This is a genomic window from Nocardioides sp. GY 10127, from assembly GCF_004919085.1.
Classification (GTDB): domain Bacteria; phylum Actinomycetota; class Actinomycetes; order Propionibacteriales; family Nocardioidaceae; genus Nocardioides.
Map to the genome: position 1 here is coordinate 16,802 of NZ_STGL01000005.1, position 16,468 is coordinate 33,269.

Annotated in this window: 14 protein-coding genes and 1 tRNA gene; 7 read left to right on the top strand and 8 right to left on the bottom strand. The window is 72.1% G+C overall.

Translation table 11 applies throughout. The annotated features are described in order from the left end of the window. Window positions 1–3 precede the first annotated feature (3 nt). The 4 genes from E8D37_RS07355 to E8D37_RS07370 all read left to right on the top strand — a co-directional run bounded on the left by E8D37_RS07355 (window position 4) and on the right by E8D37_RS07370 (window position 4,206). Window positions 4–1,212 (top strand): pyridoxal phosphate-dependent aminotransferase, encoded by a 1,209-nt coding sequence (locus E8D37_RS07355; protein WP_240770262.1) that lies wholly within the window; start codon window positions 4–6, stop codon window positions 1,210–1,212. A gap of 173 nt (window positions 1,213–1,385) precedes the next feature. Continuing rightward, a complete protein-coding gene (locus tag E8D37_RS07360; RefSeq protein WP_136569144.1) occupies window positions 1,386–1,721 on the top strand; it encodes a hypothetical protein in 336 nt (111 codons plus the stop codon). Continuing rightward, window positions 1,718–3,037: a hypothetical protein gene (locus E8D37_RS19790; protein ID WP_168929674.1), complete on the top strand. Its 1,320-nt coding sequence runs from the start codon at window positions 1,718–1,720 to the stop codon at window positions 3,035–3,037. The genes E8D37_RS07360 and E8D37_RS19790 overlap by 4 nt, the downstream gene beginning before the upstream one ends. 119 nt (window positions 3,038–3,156) lie before the next feature. Further along, a complete protein-coding gene (locus E8D37_RS07370; protein ID WP_136569145.1) occupies window positions 3,157–4,206 on the top strand; it encodes an NAD(P)-dependent alcohol dehydrogenase in 1,050 nt (349 codons plus the stop codon). Between the two features lie 28 nt (window positions 4,207–4,234). Here the strand turns inward: E8D37_RS07370 and E8D37_RS07375 are convergent, their stop codons facing one another. Both E8D37_RS07375 and E8D37_RS07380 read right to left on the bottom strand, forming a co-directional pair. Next, window positions 4,235–4,423 carry a hypothetical protein gene (locus E8D37_RS07375; protein WP_136569146.1) on the bottom strand — a complete coding sequence of 63 codons (189 nt, stop codon included), beginning with the start codon at window positions 4,421–4,423 and terminating at the stop codon, window positions 4,235–4,237. Between the two features lie 189 nt (window positions 4,424–4,612). Continuing rightward, a tRNA-Ser gene (locus E8D37_RS07380) sits at window positions 4,613–4,699 on the bottom strand. A gap of 275 nt (window positions 4,700–4,974) precedes the next feature. Here E8D37_RS07380 and E8D37_RS07385 point away from each other — a divergent pair. From E8D37_RS07385 to E8D37_RS07395, 3 genes are all read left to right on the top strand, one after another. Then, a complete protein-coding gene (locus E8D37_RS07385; protein ID WP_136569147.1) occupies window positions 4,975–6,180 on the top strand; it encodes a helix-turn-helix domain-containing protein in 1,206 nt (401 codons plus the stop codon). 212 nt (window positions 6,181–6,392) lie between these two features. Beyond that, entirely contained in the window at window positions 6,393–7,916 is a 1,524-nt protein-coding gene (adh, locus tag E8D37_RS07390) for an aldehyde dehydrogenase (RefSeq protein ID WP_136569148.1), read from the top strand. A gap of 151 nt (window positions 7,917–8,067) precedes the next feature. Then, the gene (locus tag E8D37_RS07395; RefSeq protein ID WP_136569149.1) at window positions 8,068–8,457 is read left to right on the top strand and encodes a DUF779 domain-containing protein; all 390 of its coding nucleotides are present in this window, start codon (window positions 8,068–8,070) and stop codon (window positions 8,455–8,457) included. A gap of 153 nt (window positions 8,458–8,610) precedes the next feature. Here the strand turns inward: E8D37_RS07395 and E8D37_RS07400 are convergent, their stop codons facing one another. The 6 genes from E8D37_RS07400 to E8D37_RS07425 all read right to left on the bottom strand — a co-directional run bounded on the left by E8D37_RS07400 (window position 8,611) and on the right by E8D37_RS07425 (window position 16,210). Continuing rightward, on the bottom strand, window positions 8,611–10,116 hold the full coding sequence (locus E8D37_RS07400; protein ID WP_136569150.1) for a malate:quinone oxidoreductase: 1,506 nt from the start codon (window positions 10,114–10,116) through the stop codon (window positions 8,611–8,613). A gap of 339 nt (window positions 10,117–10,455) precedes the next feature. Then, a complete protein-coding gene (locus E8D37_RS07405) occupies window positions 10,456–11,946 on the bottom strand; it encodes a mannitol dehydrogenase family protein (protein WP_206055630.1) in 1,491 nt (496 codons plus the stop codon). Next, complete coding sequence (locus E8D37_RS07410) at window positions 11,943–12,830, bottom strand: carbohydrate ABC transporter permease (protein ID WP_136569151.1); 888 nt, start codon at window positions 12,828–12,830, stop codon at window positions 11,943–11,945. The genes E8D37_RS07405 and E8D37_RS07410 overlap by 4 nt, the downstream gene beginning before the upstream one ends. Beyond that, window positions 12,830–13,822 carry a sugar ABC transporter permease gene (locus tag E8D37_RS07415; protein WP_136569152.1) on the bottom strand — a complete coding sequence of 331 codons (993 nt, stop codon included), beginning with the start codon at window positions 13,820–13,822 and terminating at the stop codon, window positions 12,830–12,832. The genes E8D37_RS07410 and E8D37_RS07415 overlap by 1 nt, the downstream gene beginning before the upstream one ends. 160 nt (window positions 13,823–13,982) lie before the next feature. Beyond that, a complete protein-coding gene (locus tag E8D37_RS07420) occupies window positions 13,983–15,344 on the bottom strand; it encodes a sugar ABC transporter substrate-binding protein (RefSeq protein WP_240770263.1) in 1,362 nt (453 codons plus the stop codon). A 101-nt stretch (window positions 15,345–15,445) separates the two neighbouring features. Beyond that, a complete protein-coding gene (locus tag E8D37_RS07425; RefSeq protein WP_136569154.1) occupies window positions 15,446–16,210 on the bottom strand; it encodes a DeoR/GlpR family DNA-binding transcription regulator in 765 nt (254 codons plus the stop codon). Window positions 16,211–16,468 lie beyond the last annotated feature (258 nt).

Here is a 16,468-nt window from a genome sequence, read left to right on the forward strand (position 1 = left end):
GGTGTGAGCACCGACGCGACCGTCCACCCCGGCAGCGACCGGTTCGGCGTGGCCAGCCGGGCGAACGTCCCGCCCTTCCACGTCATGGACGTGCTGGAGGCGGTCGCCCGGCGCCGACGAGCCGGGCTCGACGTCGTCGACATGGTCGCGGGGCAGCCGAGCACCGGCGCGCCCCGGGCGGTGGCGGACGAGGCGGTGCGGCTGCTCCGGTCGGGCGACCCGCTCGGGTACACGCCGGCGGTCGGCGTCCTGGAGCTCCGCGAAGCGATCGCGGCGCACCACGCCCGGGTGCACGGCATCGAGGTCTCCCCCGACGACGTGGTCGCCACCACCGGCTCCTCAGGCGGGTTCCTGCTCGCGTTCCTCGCCGCCTTCGAGGCCGGCGACCGGGTGGCGATGGCCCGGCCCGGCTACCCCTGCTACCGCAACGTCCTCCAGGCGCTGGGCTGCGAGGTCGTCGACCTCCCGACGGGCCCCGGGACCCGCTTCCAGCCGACCGTGGAGATGCTCGAGGCCGTGCCCGACCTCAAGGGCCTCGTGGTCGCGAGCCCGGCGAACCCCACGGGCACGATGCTGCTGCCGACGGAGCTCGCCGCGCTGGCGTCCTGGTGCGAGGAGCACGGCGTCCGCCTGATCTCCGACGAGATCTACCACGGCATCGAGTACGCGCCGCTGGACGGCGGGGAGCCGCTGGCCCGCTCCGCGTGGGAGACCTCGCGCGAGGCCGTGGTCTTCTCCTCCTTCTCCAAGTACTTCTCCATGACCGGGTGGCGGATCGGCTGGATGCTCGTGCCCGCCGGCCTGCGCCGCGCCGTCGACGTGCTCACCGGCAACTTCACGATCTGCCCGCCCGTGCTGGCGCAGCGCGCGTGCGTGGCCGCCTTCTCCGAGGACGCCTACGCGGAGCTGGACGGCCACGTGAGCCGCTACGCCGAGAACCGCCGGGTGCTCCTGGACGGCCTCGCCGACCTGGGCCTGGACCGGCTCGCCCCGGCCGACGGCGCCTTCTACGTCTACGCCGACGCCGGCCACCTCACCGACGACTCGCTGGCCTACGCCCGGCACCTGCTCGACACCACCGGCGTGGCCCTGGCCCCGGGGGTGGACTTCGACCCGGTCGACGGGGGCCGGTTCCTCCGGTTCAGCTTCGCCGGGTCACGGGCGGACGTCGAGGAGGGGCTGCGCCGCCTGGCACCGCACCTGCGCGGCTGAGCCACGCGTTCACGGGCAAGCCTCCCGGCCACCTGCCGTCCACAGGCTCGCCCCGCGGCAGGGCCGTCCCCCGCGGTCGGCGAGGTCCACCACGGCCCGCAAGGCGCGCGCAGGCTGTCCTCGGCCCGACCGCCGGGCCCCCGCACCCGCGGGTGGAGGACGGGAGTCGTCGCGTGACCGGACCGCTGGACCCACCGCTGCCCGACGCCACCTGGCTGCCCGCCGACCTCACCGAGGTCGCGGCCGGCCTGCGCGCCCGGGCGGCCGACCTCGACGGGCAGGCCGAGCTCGCCCGCGCGGAGGCGGCGCGCCCGGGGTGGTCGGGACGGGCCCACCAGGCGTGGGCCGAGCGGGCCCGCGAGCGCGCCGCCGAGCTCGACCGCTGCGCCGGCCTCCACCGGGCCGCCGCCGACCTCGTCGACCGGCACGTCCGCGAGGTGGCCGCCGTGCGGGAGGCGCTCGCGGCGGCCCGGGCACTGGTGGAGAAGGCCGTGGCGGGCGCGGCATGAGCCGGGACCTGCCGGTGGCGACCGACGTCCGGGTGACCGGCGGCGTCGCGGGGCCGGAGGCCACGTGGGCCCGGCTGGAGCTCCTCGCCGCGGACGAGGAGGGGACGGCGCGGACGCTCGCCCTGACCGCCGCCCGCACCGCGGCGGACGCGGCCCACCCGCGGCTGGCGGCCGACGCCCTGCTGGCGCCCGCCACGGCCGCCAGTGCCGCCGAGGCCGCCCTCGCGCTCGGCGGGGCCGCGGCCGCCACCGCCGCCTCGGCGGCCTCCTGGGCGACCGACGCGGCCCGGGTGCGCGTCCTGCTGGCCTGGTGGCGCGCGGCGGACGAGGCCACGGCCGCCGACCTCGAACGCCTGCGGCTGGGGCTGGCCCTGCCGTGGCCGTCCCCACCGTCCCCGGCACTGGCGATGGCGCCGGCGGCGGGGCCCCTCGCGGGCGCGACGGTCCTGCCGCTCCTGGCCGCGGCGCTGGGGCACCCCCGCGCCACGGCCGCCGGGACGTCCCTAGGGGCGGGGATGCTCGGGGCGGCCTACGCCGATCCGCCGGTCCGCGTCCGCCGCCGACGGGACCTGGAGGCGGGCCCGCCCCCGGACGGGATCTCGGACCTCGCCGACGTGGTGGCCCGGCTGGAGGCGCTCAGCGCACTGTCCGACGGCGACCACCCCGACGGCAACGGCACCCTGGAGGTGCAGACGTTCGTCGACCCCGACGGAGAGGTCCGGCACGTGGCCTACCTGCCGGGCACCGACGACATGACGACGCTCCCGTGGACGGCCGACCAGGACGTCCGGGACATGGGGACGAACCTCCGGCTCGTCGGCGACCTCCCCAACGGCTACGCCGACGGGGTCGTGGCCGCGCTCCGGGAGGCGGGCGTCCGCCCCGGGGAGCCGGTGCTGCTGGCCGGTCACTCGCAGGGCGGGCTCGTCGCCGCCCAGCTCGTCGCGCACGCGGACGAGACGGGGCTCGACCTCGACCGTGCGGTCACGCTCGGCGCCCCCGTGGCCGGGTACGCCTTCCCCGACGACGCCCGCGTGCTCAGCCTCGAGAACACCCGGGACCTGGTGCCGCTGCTCGACGGTGCGGCCAACGCGGGGAGCAGCGGCCACGTCACCGTCGTGGCCGACGCGGGCGAGCGCGGCGGTCCGGCCGGGGCGCACGGCTTCGCCGCCTACGCGGCCGTCGCCCGGGCCACGGACGCCAGCGCGGACCCCTCGGTGCGCGCGGCCGTGGCCTCGCTGCGCGCGGAGGGTTGGTTGTCGGGCGCCTCCCCGACGCGCAGGATGCTGGTGCAGGTGCTCCGGGAGCCGGGGTGAGTCACCCGCCCTGTCCCCCCGGGCCCGTGCGAGAGCCCTAGGACCCTTTTCGACACTTGTCGGAGAGAGGTACCTTGACATCAAGATTGTTTCCGTCGTCACATCGAGGTGATCTCCCCATGAAGGCCGTGGTCTTCGAGAAGTACAAGACGTTCCCCGTGCTCGCCGAGATCGAGAAGCCGACCCCCGGGCCGGGCGAGGTCCTGCTCAAGGTCGCCGGCGCCGGCGCGTGCCACTCCGACGTCGCCGTGTTCACCGACTTCAGCGAGGACTTCGGTCCGGCCCAGCTCAAGCCGTCCTTCGTCCTCGGCCACGAGAACGCGGGCTGGATCGAGGAGCTCGGCCCGGGGGTCTCGGGCCTGAGCAAGGGCGACGCGTTCCTGGTCTACGGCCCGATCGGCTGCGGCCACTGCAAGGCCTGCTCGCGCGGGCAGGACACCTACTGCGAGAACGCGGCGACCATGCCCTACCTCGCCTCCGGCCTCGGCCGCGACGGCGGCATGGCGGAGTACATGGTCGTCCCGGCCCGCAACCTCGTGCCGCTCGGCGACGCCGACCCCGTCGCCGCCGCGCCGCTGTCCGACGCGGGCCTCACGCCCTACCACGCGATCAAGAAGTCGCTGCCGCTCCTCACCCACGGGGACGCCTACGCCCTCGTCATCGGCCTGGGTGGTCTCGGCCAGATCGCCGTGCAGATCCTCTCGGCGCTCACCGGCGCGACGATCATCGCCACGGACACCAAGGAGGAGGCGATGAAGGCCGCCGAGGCCCGCGGCGCCGTGGTGGTCCCCGGCGGCGAGGGCCAGGCCGAGAAGATCCGCGAGATCACCGGCGGTCGCGGCGTGGACGCCGTCTTCGACCTCGTCGGCGCCGGGCCCACGATCGACGTGGCGATGAAGACCGTCGCCGCGCAGGGCCGCGTCACCGTCGTCGGCATCGCCGGCGGCAACTACGAGTGGAACTTCTACACGACCCCGTACGAGACCGAGCTGACCAACACCTACTGGGGCACCATCGAGGAGCTCCACGAGGTCGTCGCGCTCTACCGGGCCGGCAAGATCACCCCCGACGTCGAGGTGTACTCGCTCGACGACGCGCTCGAGGCGTACCAGAAGCTGGTGGACGGCACGCTCTCCGCGCGCGCCGTCGTGGCCCCGCACGGTCGCTGACGCGGACGGGCCGGCGCCCGCGTGGGGCTCAGCCCCGCGGGGCGCCGACCCGGGCGGCCCACAGCAGGCCGGCCAGGGCCACCGCTCGCAGTCTCCCGGCGCTGTGCACGACCAGGTAGCCGGTGAGCCCGCCGGACACGACGCCGCCCACGAGGGCACGGGCGACGGCGGGACGCAGGGCCGCCGGGAGCGAGGTGGACGGGCTCGAGGTGGGCACGGGGTCTCCTGGGGGTCGCTGGACGTTCCGTCACCTCAGGTACCCCGTCGGGCCGCCGCCGAGGCACCCGACCGGGTGATCGCTCGCCGCGGGTGGAGGCATGACCCGGGAAGGGGCCCGGGCACGAGCACCAACGCCGTGAACGGCAGGAGCCCCGGACCACGTCGTGGTCCGGGGCTCCTGCGTCTGCGGTGGCGGTGGGATTTGAACCCACGGTGGGTTTGACCCCACACATCATTTCGAGTGATGCACCTTCGGCCGCTCGGACACGCCACCGGGGAGAACATTACGGGAGAGCGCTCCGCGGGTGAAATCGCCCCCGCCGGTCGCACGTCGGGCCCGGGCGGCCGCGCCGCCCGACCCGAGGAGACCCGAGGAGACCCCCTCGCAGGGCCAGTCGGCACTGGCCTCCGCCGCCGATCCGGCCGGCGCCGAGGGCCCGGCTCGCAACGTCACCGCAACGGGCCCGCCCGCATCCTCGCCCCAACCAGATGAGACCGCGATCACACGTGATCGTGGCGGGGAGGCGTGTCCTGATGTTCACTGGTCCCATGACGGAGCAGTCTGGTGGCGAGGCCATGCGTGCCGACGTCGCCGAGTCGTGGCAGCGTTCCGCCGCTGCGGGCGTCCGCTCGGACGCCGTCGAGGTCCCCGTCCTCGTCTCGGACGCGGACCTGCGGAGCATGCGCGAGGCGCACCCGCTCAACCGCGTCTTCCCGCTCCTCGACGACGTCCTGGGCCAGGCCGTGCGCGAGTGCGACGCCGTGATGGCCGTCGGCGACGCCAGCGGCAACCTCCTGTGGGTGTGCGGGGCCTCCAGCAGCCTGCGCAAGGCCGAGTCGATCGGCTTCGTCGAGGGCAGCAACTGGGACGAGCGCCTGGCCGGCACCAACGCGCCCGGCCTGGCGCTGGCCACCGGCGCCCCGGCCACGGTCACCCGCCGCGAGCACTTCCGCTCCAGCGTCCAGCCCTGGTCCTGCGCCGCCGTGCCGATCCACGACCCCGGCACCTCGCAGCTGCTGGGGGTCCTCGACATCACGGGCGGCGACCAGGTCGTCGTCCCCCAGACCCTCGCCATGGTGCGCGCCGCCGCCCGCCTGGCCGAGGCCGAGCTCGCCCGCACCCAGCTCACGCGGCCGCAGGTCTCGTCCCAGCACGGGCTGCGCCTCATGATCGAGGCGCTCGGCCGCTCGGAGTCCCTGGTCTCCGTGGACGACGGCCGCGGCAGCGTGTCCACCCTGCGCCTGTCCCCGCGCCACAGCGAGATCCTCACCCTGCTGGCCGCGTCCCCCTCGGGCATGTCCGGCGACGAACTCTCCGTCCTGCTGTACGAGGACGACGGCGCCTCCTCCACCCTGCGCGCCGAGCTCAACCGCCTGCGCGGCCTGCTCGGTGACCAGCTGCTGCTGTCGCGGCCGTACCGGCTCGCGGCCGGCGTCTCCTCGGACTGGCTGGCCGTCGAGGCCCAGCTCGCCGCCGGCGACCTGCGGGGCGCCATGCGCTCCTACCGCGGCCCGATGCTCCCGCGCTCGAACGCGCCGGGGATCGTCCGCCTCCGCGACTCCCTCGCCCACTCGCTGCGGCACGCCCTGCTGCGCAGCAACGAGCCCGACCTGATGTCCACCTGGACCCGCTCCGCCTGGGGTCGCGACGACTACGAGATGTGGCTCGCCCAGCGGGCCGCCGTCGGCCGCACCTCGCCCGTCCTGCCGCTCATCGAGGGCCAGATCGCCCGGCTCGACGCCGAGCTGGGCTGAGGGAGCCGGGCGGTGGGCGTCGGGCCGGCACGGACCCGCGTGGACGTCACGCACACCCTGCGCCGAACGTCCCGCAACGTTCGGGCACCTCGACCCTGAACACCGCGCCTGACCTGGTACTTCACCGAGCAACGTCTGCGCAACCTGGCCCCTCGTAATATGTGACCGTCGTCACAGCCGACGACGAGAACCACTCTTGCGAGGAGCATCAGATGACCGTCTACGCAGTGCCCGGAGCCCCCGACTCCCTCGTGTCCGTCAAGAGCCGCTACGAGCACTTCATCGGCGGCGAGTGGGTGGCCCCGGTCAAGGGCCAGTACTTCGAGAACATCTCGCCGGTCAACGGCAAGCCGTTCACGGAGATCGCCCGCGGTACCGAGGAGGACATCGAGGCCGCTCTCGACGCCGCGCACGCCGTCGCCGACAAGTGGGGCAAGACCTCCACCACCGAGCGCGCGAACATCCTGCTGAAGATGGCCGACCGCATGGAGGCCAACCTCGAGGCCATCGCCGTCGCCGAGACCTGGGAGAACGGCAAGCCCGTCCGCGAGACGCTGGCCGCCGACATCCCGCTCGCCATCGACCACTTCCGCTACTTCGCCGGCGTCCTGCGTGCCCAGGAGGGCACCATCGGCGAGATCGACGAGAACACCGTCGCCTACCACTTCCACGAGCCGCTGGGCGTCGTCGGCCAGATCATCCCGTGGAACTTCCCGATCCTCATGGCCGTGTGGAAGCTCGCCCCGGCCCTCGCCGCCGGCAACTGCGTGGTGCTCAAGCCCGCCGAGCAGACCCCCTGGTCGATCCTCAAGGTCGTCGAGGTCATCGGCGACCTGCTCCCCGCCGGCGTGCTCAACGTCGTCAACGGCTTCGGCGTCGAGGCCGGCAAGCCGCTGGCCTCCAGCCCGCGCATCGCGAAGGTCGCCTTCACCGGTGAGACCACCACGGGCCGCCTGATCATGCAGTACGCCTCGCAGAACATCATCCCGGTCACCCTGGAGCTCGGCGGCAAGTCCCCGAACGTGTTCTTCGAGTCCGTGGCCGCCGAGCGCGACGCGTTCTACAACAAGGCCCAGGAGGGCTTCGCCCTCTTCGCGCTCAACCAGGGCGAGGTCTGCACCTGCCCGTCGCGCGCGCTGGTCCAGGAGTCCATCTACTCCGAGTTCATGTCCGACGCCGTGACCCGCGTCGAGAAGATCATCCAGGGCAACCCGCTCGACACGAACACGATGATCGGCGCCCAGGCGTCCAACGACCAGCTCGAGAAGATCCTCTCCTACATCCAGATCGGCAAGGACGAGGGCGCCAAGCTCCTCACCGGTGGCGAGCGGAACGTGCTCGACGGCGACCTGGCCGAGGGCTACTACGTCACGCCGACCATCTTCGAGGGCAACAACTCGATGCGGATCTTCCAGGAGGAGATCTTCGGCCCCGTGGTGTCGGTGACCGCGTTCTCCGACGAGGCCGACGCCCTCAAGATCGCCAACGACACCCTGTACGGCCTCGGCGCCGGCGTCTGGTCGCGCGACGGTTCCCAGGCCTTCCGCGCCGGCAAGGAGATCAAGGCCGGCCGCGTCTGGACGAACTGCTACCACGCCTACCCGGCCCACGCCGCGTTCGGTGGCTACAAGCAGTCCGGCATCGGCCGCGAGACCCACAAGATGATGCTCGACCACTACCAGCAGACGAAGAACCTCCTCGTCAGCTACTCGCCGGACGCGCTCGGCTTCTTCTGAGCCGCAGCCCCCTGATCGTGGGGCCGTGCGCCTCGGCAGGTCGCCCCGACCGACGCCGGAGCGTGCGGCCCCACGCCCGTTCCACCAGCAGCACCCCCAGCAGCACAGGGTCCTCACCGGGACCCGCCCCACGCGAGAAGAGGCACCAGGCATGACGACGGAGCACAGCACCCTCGACATGGTCGACGTGACCCCCGAGGCCGCGGAGCTCGTCCGCAGCCTCACCGAGCAGCACGGACCGGTGATGTTCCACCAGTCCGGCGGCTGCTGCGACGGCTCGGCGCCGATGTGCTACCCGGACGGCGACTTCATGCTCGGCGGCTCGGACATCCACATCGGCGACCTGGACGTGGGCCTGGAGCGCCACGTCCCCGTCTGGATGTCGAAGGCCCAGTACCAGTACTGGTCCCACACCCACCTCACCATCGACGTGGTGAAGGGCCGCGGGGCGGGCTTCTCGCTCGAGGCACCCCACGGCGTCCGGTTCCTCATCCGCTCGCGCCTCATGACCGACGAGGAGGCGCTGCGCGTGCACGGCTGAGCCGCGCGGCGCCTCCTTCGTCACTCCGCACGGCGGGGTCGGAGCGGGCCCAGCCGCGGGAGCGGAGGAACGACGAGGCCCCCGAGGACGATCTCCTCGGGGGCCTCGTCGCGTGCCCGGGGCCGGGCACGCGAGGCTGGGTGTCGCCTGACGTCAGGCGGGGACGGCGTCCCGGGCCTGGGCCGGCGGGGCGGCGATCCGCAGCGACTGGGCGGTCTGCGTCATGATCTCGTGCGCGCGCACCGGGTCCTCCGAGAGGCGGGTGCCGTGCGAGGGGATCATCGCGTCCAGCGTCGGCTGCCAGGACTCCCACCGGTCGGGGAAGCAGCGCTCGAGCACCTTGAGCATGATCGGCGCCGCCGTCGAGGCACCCGGAGAGGCACCGAGCAGACCGGCGATGGAGCCGTCGGAGGACGTGATCACCTCGGTGCCGAACTGGAGCACGGCACCCTTGCCGGGGACGTTCTTGACGACCTGGACGCGCTGACCGGCCGTGATGAGCTCCCAGTCCTCGGCCTGCGCGGCCGGGACGAAGGCGCGCAGCTCGGAGAGCTTCTTGCGACGACCCGCGAGCACCTCCTTGACCAGGTAGACCAGGAGGGAGAGGTTGCGGAGACCGACCTGGATCATCGGCCACACGTTGTGCGGGCGGATCGACCGGACGAGGTCGAGGTTCGAGCCCTCCTTGAGGAAGCGCGGCGACCAGCCGGCGTAGGGGCCGAACATGATGGACGGCTGGCCGTCCACGACGCGGGTGTCGAGGTGGGGCACCGACATCGGCGGGGCACCGACGGCCGCCTTGCCGTAGACCTTGGCGTGGTGCTCGGCGACGAGCGCGGGGTTCGTGGTGCGCAGGAACTGGCCGGAGACCGGGAAGCCGCCGAAGCCCTTGATCTCCTCGATGCCCGAGCCCTGGAGCAGCTTGAGCGCGTAGCCGCCCGCACCCACGAAGACGAAGCGCGCCCGGTGGGTGACGCTCTCGCCGCCGTCCGTCGGGCGGGTGACGACGTCCCAGAGACCGTCCTCGCCGCGGGTGACCGAGCGGACCTCGGTGCCGAGGTCGAGGGCGACGCCCTGGTCGACCAGCGCGGAGGTGAGGTGGCGCGTGAGGGAGCCGAAGTCGACGTCCGTGCCGGCGTCGGACCACGTGGCCGCGACCGGGACCGCGTCCTGCCGGCCCTCGATGAGCGCGGGGGCCCAGGAGGCGATGGTGGCGCGGTCCTCGGAGTACTGCATGCCGACGAACAGCGGGTGCTCGCGCAGGGCCTCCCAGCGGGTGCGCAGGTAGGCGACGTTCTCCTCGCCCCACACGAAGCTCATGTGCGGGGTGGGGTGGATGAACGAGGTCGGCTCGGGCAGGCGCCCGGACTCGACCAGGAAGGACCACAGCTGCCGCGAGACCTGGAACTGCTCGTTGACGTCGACGGCCTTGTCGATGTCGACGGAGCCGTCCGCGTTCTGCGGGGTGTAGTTGAGCTCGCACAGGGCGGCGTGCCCCGTGCCAGCGTTGTTCCAGGCGTCCGAGCTCTCCAGCGCGACGGCGTCGAGACGCTCGACCACGCGGATGGACCAGCTCGGCTCCACCTGCCGCAGCAGGGTGCCCAGCGTGGCGCTCATGATGCCGCCACCGATGAGAACGACGTCCGATACCTCAGCCATGCGTCTATTACCGGAGAGGGGGTCGCACGCCCCGACACCGGGGGGTCAGATGACCCCCGAAAATGTGCAGCAAGTCTCACCTGCGGGTTTGTCAACTACCCGACAGGTGTGATCGGACGCCTGTGTTCGTTCGTACACCGTACATCGGCGGTCGCCAGCCGGACGGCGGAACCCGCTGCCCCGGCGGTGTGACGTCGCCCTCCCCGGGGAGCCGGGGACGCGAACGGGCGCCCTCCCCGACCCGCTCCCGGGGTCGGCGAGGGCGCCCGTGGCGCCGCGAGGGGCGGCGCTGCGCCCGCCCGGGGACCAAGCCGGGCGGGCACGGGTGCGAGGGCGGGCTCAGCGAGCCGCCCAGGCCTCCAGGGTGGCGCGCGCGCCGTGCTCGTGGAGGCTGCGCAGCGCACGCAGGTAGGGCTGCGTGAAGCGCTCGTCGTCGACCAGGTCACCGAACAGCGCCGGGTCGCGCAGGAACGCCAGCTCGTCCTCGCCCTGCTGGGCGGCGCGAGCCATGACGGCGTCCTTGCGCCGGTCGACCACGTCGATCGGCTCCCCCGCCTCGTCCACGCCCTCGGCGTAGCGGGCCCACGACGCGACGACCAGTGCCGCCTCGTCGACCGCCCCGTCGGCGGCGAGCCGCTCCTTGATCACGGGGACGAGCCACTTCGGGATGCGGTCGGAGGACTCCGCGCACAGGCGGGCCAGCGTGTCGCGGACCTCGGGGTTCGCGAAGCGCTCGACCAGCTTGAGCCGGTAGGCGCCCAGGTCGACGCCCGGCACCTCGGCCAGCGTCGGGGTGCCCTCGTTCGTCATGTAGCGCAGCAGGAAGTCGACGAACAGCGGGTCGCTGCACACCTCGTGGGCGTACCGGTAGCCGGCGAGGTAGCCGACGTAGGTGAGGGCCTGGTGGGAGGCGTTGAGCAGGCGCAGCTTCATCAGCTCGTAGGGGACGACGTCCTCCACGACCTGCACGCCGACCTCCTCGAACGCCGGGCGGCCCAGCGGGAAGTGGTCCTCCAGCGCCCACTGCGTGAACGGCTCGCAGACGACGGGCCAGCCGTCGGCCACGTCGAACCGCTCCGCCAGCGCGTCCCGGTCCGCGTCGGTGGTGACGGGGGTGATCCGGTCGACCATCGAGTTGGGGAACGCGACCTCGGCCTCGATCCAGGCACCGAGGTCGGCGTCGCGCAGCGCCGCGAACGAGGTGATCATCTTCTTGGCCACGTCGCCGTTGCCCTGGATGTTGTCGCAGCTCATCACGGTGAACGGGGCGGTGCCGGCCGCGCGCCGGCGGGCCAGCGCCTCGACGATGAAGCCGAAGGCGGTGACCGGCAGCTCCGCGCCGCCGACCGGCACCCCGAGGTCGTGCTGGATGCCGGCGTCGTCGGCGTCGAACTCACCGGTGACCTGGTTGACGTGGTAGCCGCCCTCGGTCACGGTCAGCGACACGATCCGCGTGCTGGGCGCGGCCATCAGCTCGACCACCTCGGCACCCCGGGTGGTGGCGTGCAGGAAGTCGACGATCGAGCCGATCACCCGGGGCTCGAGCGAGCCGTCGGGGTGCTTGACGACCAGCGTGTACAGCCCGTCCTGGGCGGCCATGACCTCGGCCATCCGGGCGTCGCCGGGCATGACGCCGACACCGGTGATGCCCCAGTCGAGGGCCTGGCCGGCCTCCATCAGCCGGTCCAGGTACATCGCCTGGTGCGCCCGGTGGAAGCCACCGACACCGATGTGCACGATGCCGGTCGTCACCGCGGAGCGGTCGTAGGAGGGGACGGGGACGTGGGCGGCCACCTCGGGGAGGGTGGCGCCGGACAGGCGGACGGTCACTTGACGGCTCCCAGGGAGAGACCGCGGACCAGCTTGTCCTGGGCCGCGAAACCGGCGATGAGGACGGGCAGCGAGACGAGCGTGGAGGCGGCGCACAGCTTCGCCAGGAAGAGGCCCTGGCTGGAGATGAAGCCGACGAGGAACACCGGGGCGGTGGCCGACACGGTCGCGGTCAGGTTCACCGCGAACATGAACTCGTTCCAGCTGAAGATGAAGCAGATCAGCGCGGTGGCCGCCAGGCCGGGGCTGATCATCGGGGTGACGATGCTCCACATGGTGCGCAGGAAGCCCGCGCCGTCCACCTGCGCCGCCTCGAGCACCTCGGACGGGATCTCCGCGAGGAAGCTCTGCATCATCCAGACGGCGATGGGCATGTTCATCGCGGTGTAGAGGATGACCAGCGTGTAGATGTTGTCGAGCATCCCGGCCTGCTTGACGATCAGGTAGATCGGCAGGAGGCCCGCGATGGGCGGCAGGAACTTGGTGGACAGGAAGAAGAACATCGCGTCGGTCCACTTCTCGACCTTGCGGATCGAGAGCGCGTAGGCGGCCGGGACGGCGAGCAGCAGCACCAGCACGGTGGAGATGACGCTGGCCATGAGCGAGTTCAGCAGGTACACGCCCGCCCCGCGGTCGAAGACCGACAGGTAGTTGTCGAAGCTCAGCGGCGCGAAGATCGACGGCGGGTTCGTGGCCGCGTCCACCTCCTGGTGCAGGGACGTGAGGACCATCCACCCCACGGGGGCGAAGAACAGCAGGGTCAGCACCCAGGTGAGCAGGCCCCAGCGCCACGAGGCGCGCTCGGGGTCGGCGCTGCGGGGCGGCTTCTTGCCGGCGTAGCGCTTGGCGGGGGCGGAGGTGGTCGGCGTGGTCACGGTGCTCATCAGCGGTGCTCCTCCTCGAACAGGGACGAGATCACGCGGAGCGCGAAGGTCGCCACGACGATGGTGCCGATCACGACCACGACGCCGGCCGCGGCCGCCTCGCCGTACTCGTACTTGCGGAACATCGTCAGGTAGATCTCGTAGGGCAGGTTGGTGGTCGCGGAGCCGGGGCCACCCTGGGTGATGGTGAAGATCGCGTCGAACGTCTGCAGGACGTAGATCGTGCCCAGCAGCACGGACAGCTCGATGTAGCGGCGCAGGTGCGGCAGCGTGATGAACCGGAAGATCTGGAAGCCGGACGCCCGGTCGAGGCGCGCTGCCTCGAGGATGTCGGTCGGCTGGGACTGCAGGCCGGCGAGCAGGATCAGCATCATGAACGGCGTCCACTGCCACACGAGGGCGGCGACCACGGCGGCCATGGGGGTGCCGGAGACGTAGTCGATCACCGGACCCTCCTCGGCGCCGAAGAGCTGCCAGAGCCAGTTGAGGACGCCGTTGAACAGGCCGTAGTCCGGGTTGTAGAGCGCGTGCTTCCACAGCAGCGCCGAGGCCACGGGCATCACGAGGAACGGCGCGATGAGCAGCGTGCGGGCCAGGCCGCGGCCGAGGAACTTGCGGTCGAGCAGGACGGCGAGCAGGAGGCCGAGCAGCATCGAGATGACCACGACGGAGGTGGTCAGCACGATGGTGTTGACCACGGCGTCGCGCAGCCGGGAGTCGGTGAAGACGGTGACGTAGTTGTCGAGCCCGGCGAACGAGGTGAAGTTCCCCATCCCGAGGAAGTTCTTGTCACCGGGGCGCAGGACGTTCCAGTTGAGCGTGGAGATCGCGATCGTGAGCAGGAACGGCAGCTGCGTCACGACGATGGTGAAGATCAGGGCCGGCAGCAGCGGGCCGCGGCGCGACCAGCGCTCGCGGGACGAGAGCCGCCGCGCCGGCGGAGCCGGCGGGGCAGAGGCCTCAGGGGCCTCGGGCTGGGCGGTGGTGGTCATCGGGGTGCTTCCTCCCGGGGAGCGCGGGCGGACGGATGGGTCGGGACGCGCCCGCGGGGCGGACGCGTGGGACGGCCCGGGTGCAGCGGAGGGGAACCACCGCACCCGGGCCGGTCAGAGGGTGTTGCTCAGTGACGGGAGCCGGGTCTCGGCGCCGGGGTCACTGGTAGTTGGCAGCCACGTCCTCGGCCAGCTTCTGGCCGTTGTCCAGGGCGTCCTCCACGGTGCCGTCGCCGGCGATGACCGCGGAGATGTCCTGGGAGACCTTGGTGCCGAGGTCGGCGAACTCCGGGATGTCGACGAACTGCACGCCGACGGTCGGGCGGGGCTGGACGCCCGGGCTGACCGGGTCGGCCTCCTCGATCGACTTCAGGGTGATCGGGCCGAAGTCACCGGCGGCGTCGGCGTACTCCGGGATGGAGTAGGTCGACTCACGCTTGCCGGCGGGGACGCGGGACCAGCCCAGCTTCTCGCCCACGAGCTGCTCGTAGTCCGACGAGGTGGCCCACTTCATGAACTCGGCCGCGGCGTCGGCGTTCTGGGTGGTCTCGGGCATCGCCCACGACCAGGTCCACAGCCAGCCCGAGGAGTCGGTCTCCTTGACCGGGGCGTAGGCGTAGCCGATCTTGCCGGCCACGCCGGAGACGCTGGGGTCCTCGAGGGAGCCGGCGGCCGAGGTGGCGTCGTACCACATGGCGACCTTGCTCTGGCTCATCGCGTTGAGGCACTCGGTGAAGCCCGCCTGCGAGGCGCCGGCCTCGCCGTGCTTCTTGATCAGGTCGACGTAGAAGTTGACGGCCTCGGTGAACTCGGGGGAGTTCACCTTCGGGGTCCAGTCCTCCTCGAACCAGGTGCCGCCGAACGTGTTCACGACCGTGGTGAGCGGCGCGAACATCTCGCCCCAGCCCGGGAGGCCGCGCAGGCAGATGCCCTTCATGCCCTTCTCGGCACCGTCGACCTTGGCGGCGATGGTGGCGACCTCGTCCCAGGTGGGACGCTCCGGCATGGTGAGGCCCTCCTTCTCCAGCACGTCCTTGCGGTACATGAGGAAGGAGGACTCGCCGTAGAACGGCAGCGCGTAGAGCGAGTCGTCGTAGGACAGGGACTCGACCATCGGCTCGAGCAGGTCGTCCGCGTTGTAGTCGGAGTCGTCGTCGACGTAGGAGTCGAGGGGCTGCAGCCAGCCGTTCTGGGCCCAGATCGGGACCTCGTAGGCGCCGACGGAGACGACGTCGTACTGGCCGGCCTGGGTCGCCACGTCCTGGGTGACCTTGTCGCGCAGCTCGTTCTCGGGAAGGATCGTGTAGTTGACCGTGATGCCGGTGTCGGCCGTGAACGAGTCCTCGGTCAGCTGCTCGATGTCCTGCATCTGCGGGTTGCCGACCATGATGACGTTGATCTCCGAGGAGCCCTCGTCACCCGCGCTGCCGCCGCCACCGGCGCCGGCGCATGCCGTCAGGGTCAGGCTGCCCGCCAGCCCGGCCACGGCCAGGGTGGCGATCCTCTTCTTTGAGTTGCCCACTTCGTTCACCTCTCGTCGGACGGGGCTGTACCGGGCGCAGGGCGCGACCGGCTGGCTGACCGTCGTGCCACGGTCAGCCATCAGGGGTGGTGCGGATGGCGCTAGACGCGCACCACCTGCGGCCCGAGCGCGGCGTACCTCTGCGCCTCGCTCGAGCTGAGGCCGGTGTCAGTCACCAGGGCCTCGAAGTCCGTGATGCGGGCGAAGCGACTGAAGCTCGAGACCCCGAACTTCTTGCTCAGCCCCACGAACACGCGCCGGCGTGAGCGCTGGACCACGAGGTTCTTCACCGCGGCGACCGCTGGGTCGGGCGTGGTGAGGCCGTGGTCGCGGCTCACTCCGTTGGCGCCGAGGAAGGCCAGGTCGATGACCAGGCCGTCCAGCATCTGGGTCGCCCAGTGGTCGACGGTCGCCATCGTGCGCGACCGGACTCGACCACCGAGCAGGAGGACGGTGACCTCGGCCTGCTTGGCCAGCGCGTGCGCCGTCAGCAGGGAGGAGGTCACCACCGTGATGGGTGACTCGGGGACGAGTGCCTCGGCGACGAACTGGGGCGTGACCCCCTCGTCGACGTAGACGGTCTCGGCGCCGCGCAGACGCTCGGCCGCCGCGGCGGCGATCCGCCGCTTCTCGATCACCTGGGAGGTGGCCCGCTGGACCACGTCCGTCTCGTAGCCGGCGCTCTCGACGGGGAAGGCCCCGCCGTGGACCCGCTGGACCACGCCGCGGTCGGCGAGGTGGCGCAGGTCGCGACGGACGGTCTCCGGCGCGACGCCGAGCTCCTGGGCGAGGACGGCGACGTCGACGCGACCCTCGGCACGGGCTCGGGCCAGGATCTCCCGCTGTCGTGCGACTGCCTCGTGCATGGTCACCTCCTCCGCCGGCGCCGCCGGTCCCCGGGGCGGCGCGGGTGCGCCGTCGTGGTCAGGTCGGGCGAGCCCGCCGAACGGGCCGCCCGGACGCCGCCCGCCCGGTCATCCCGGTACGAGTGATCGGCGTCACTGAGAGAAGTATGAGTGTGACCTGAGACATAAGCCAGTCCGAGCAAGCGCTCCTCGATGCCCGAGTGGTGACTGTTTGAAACACAGGTCCAGCACAGGCGAGCGTAAAGAACTGGTACGGAC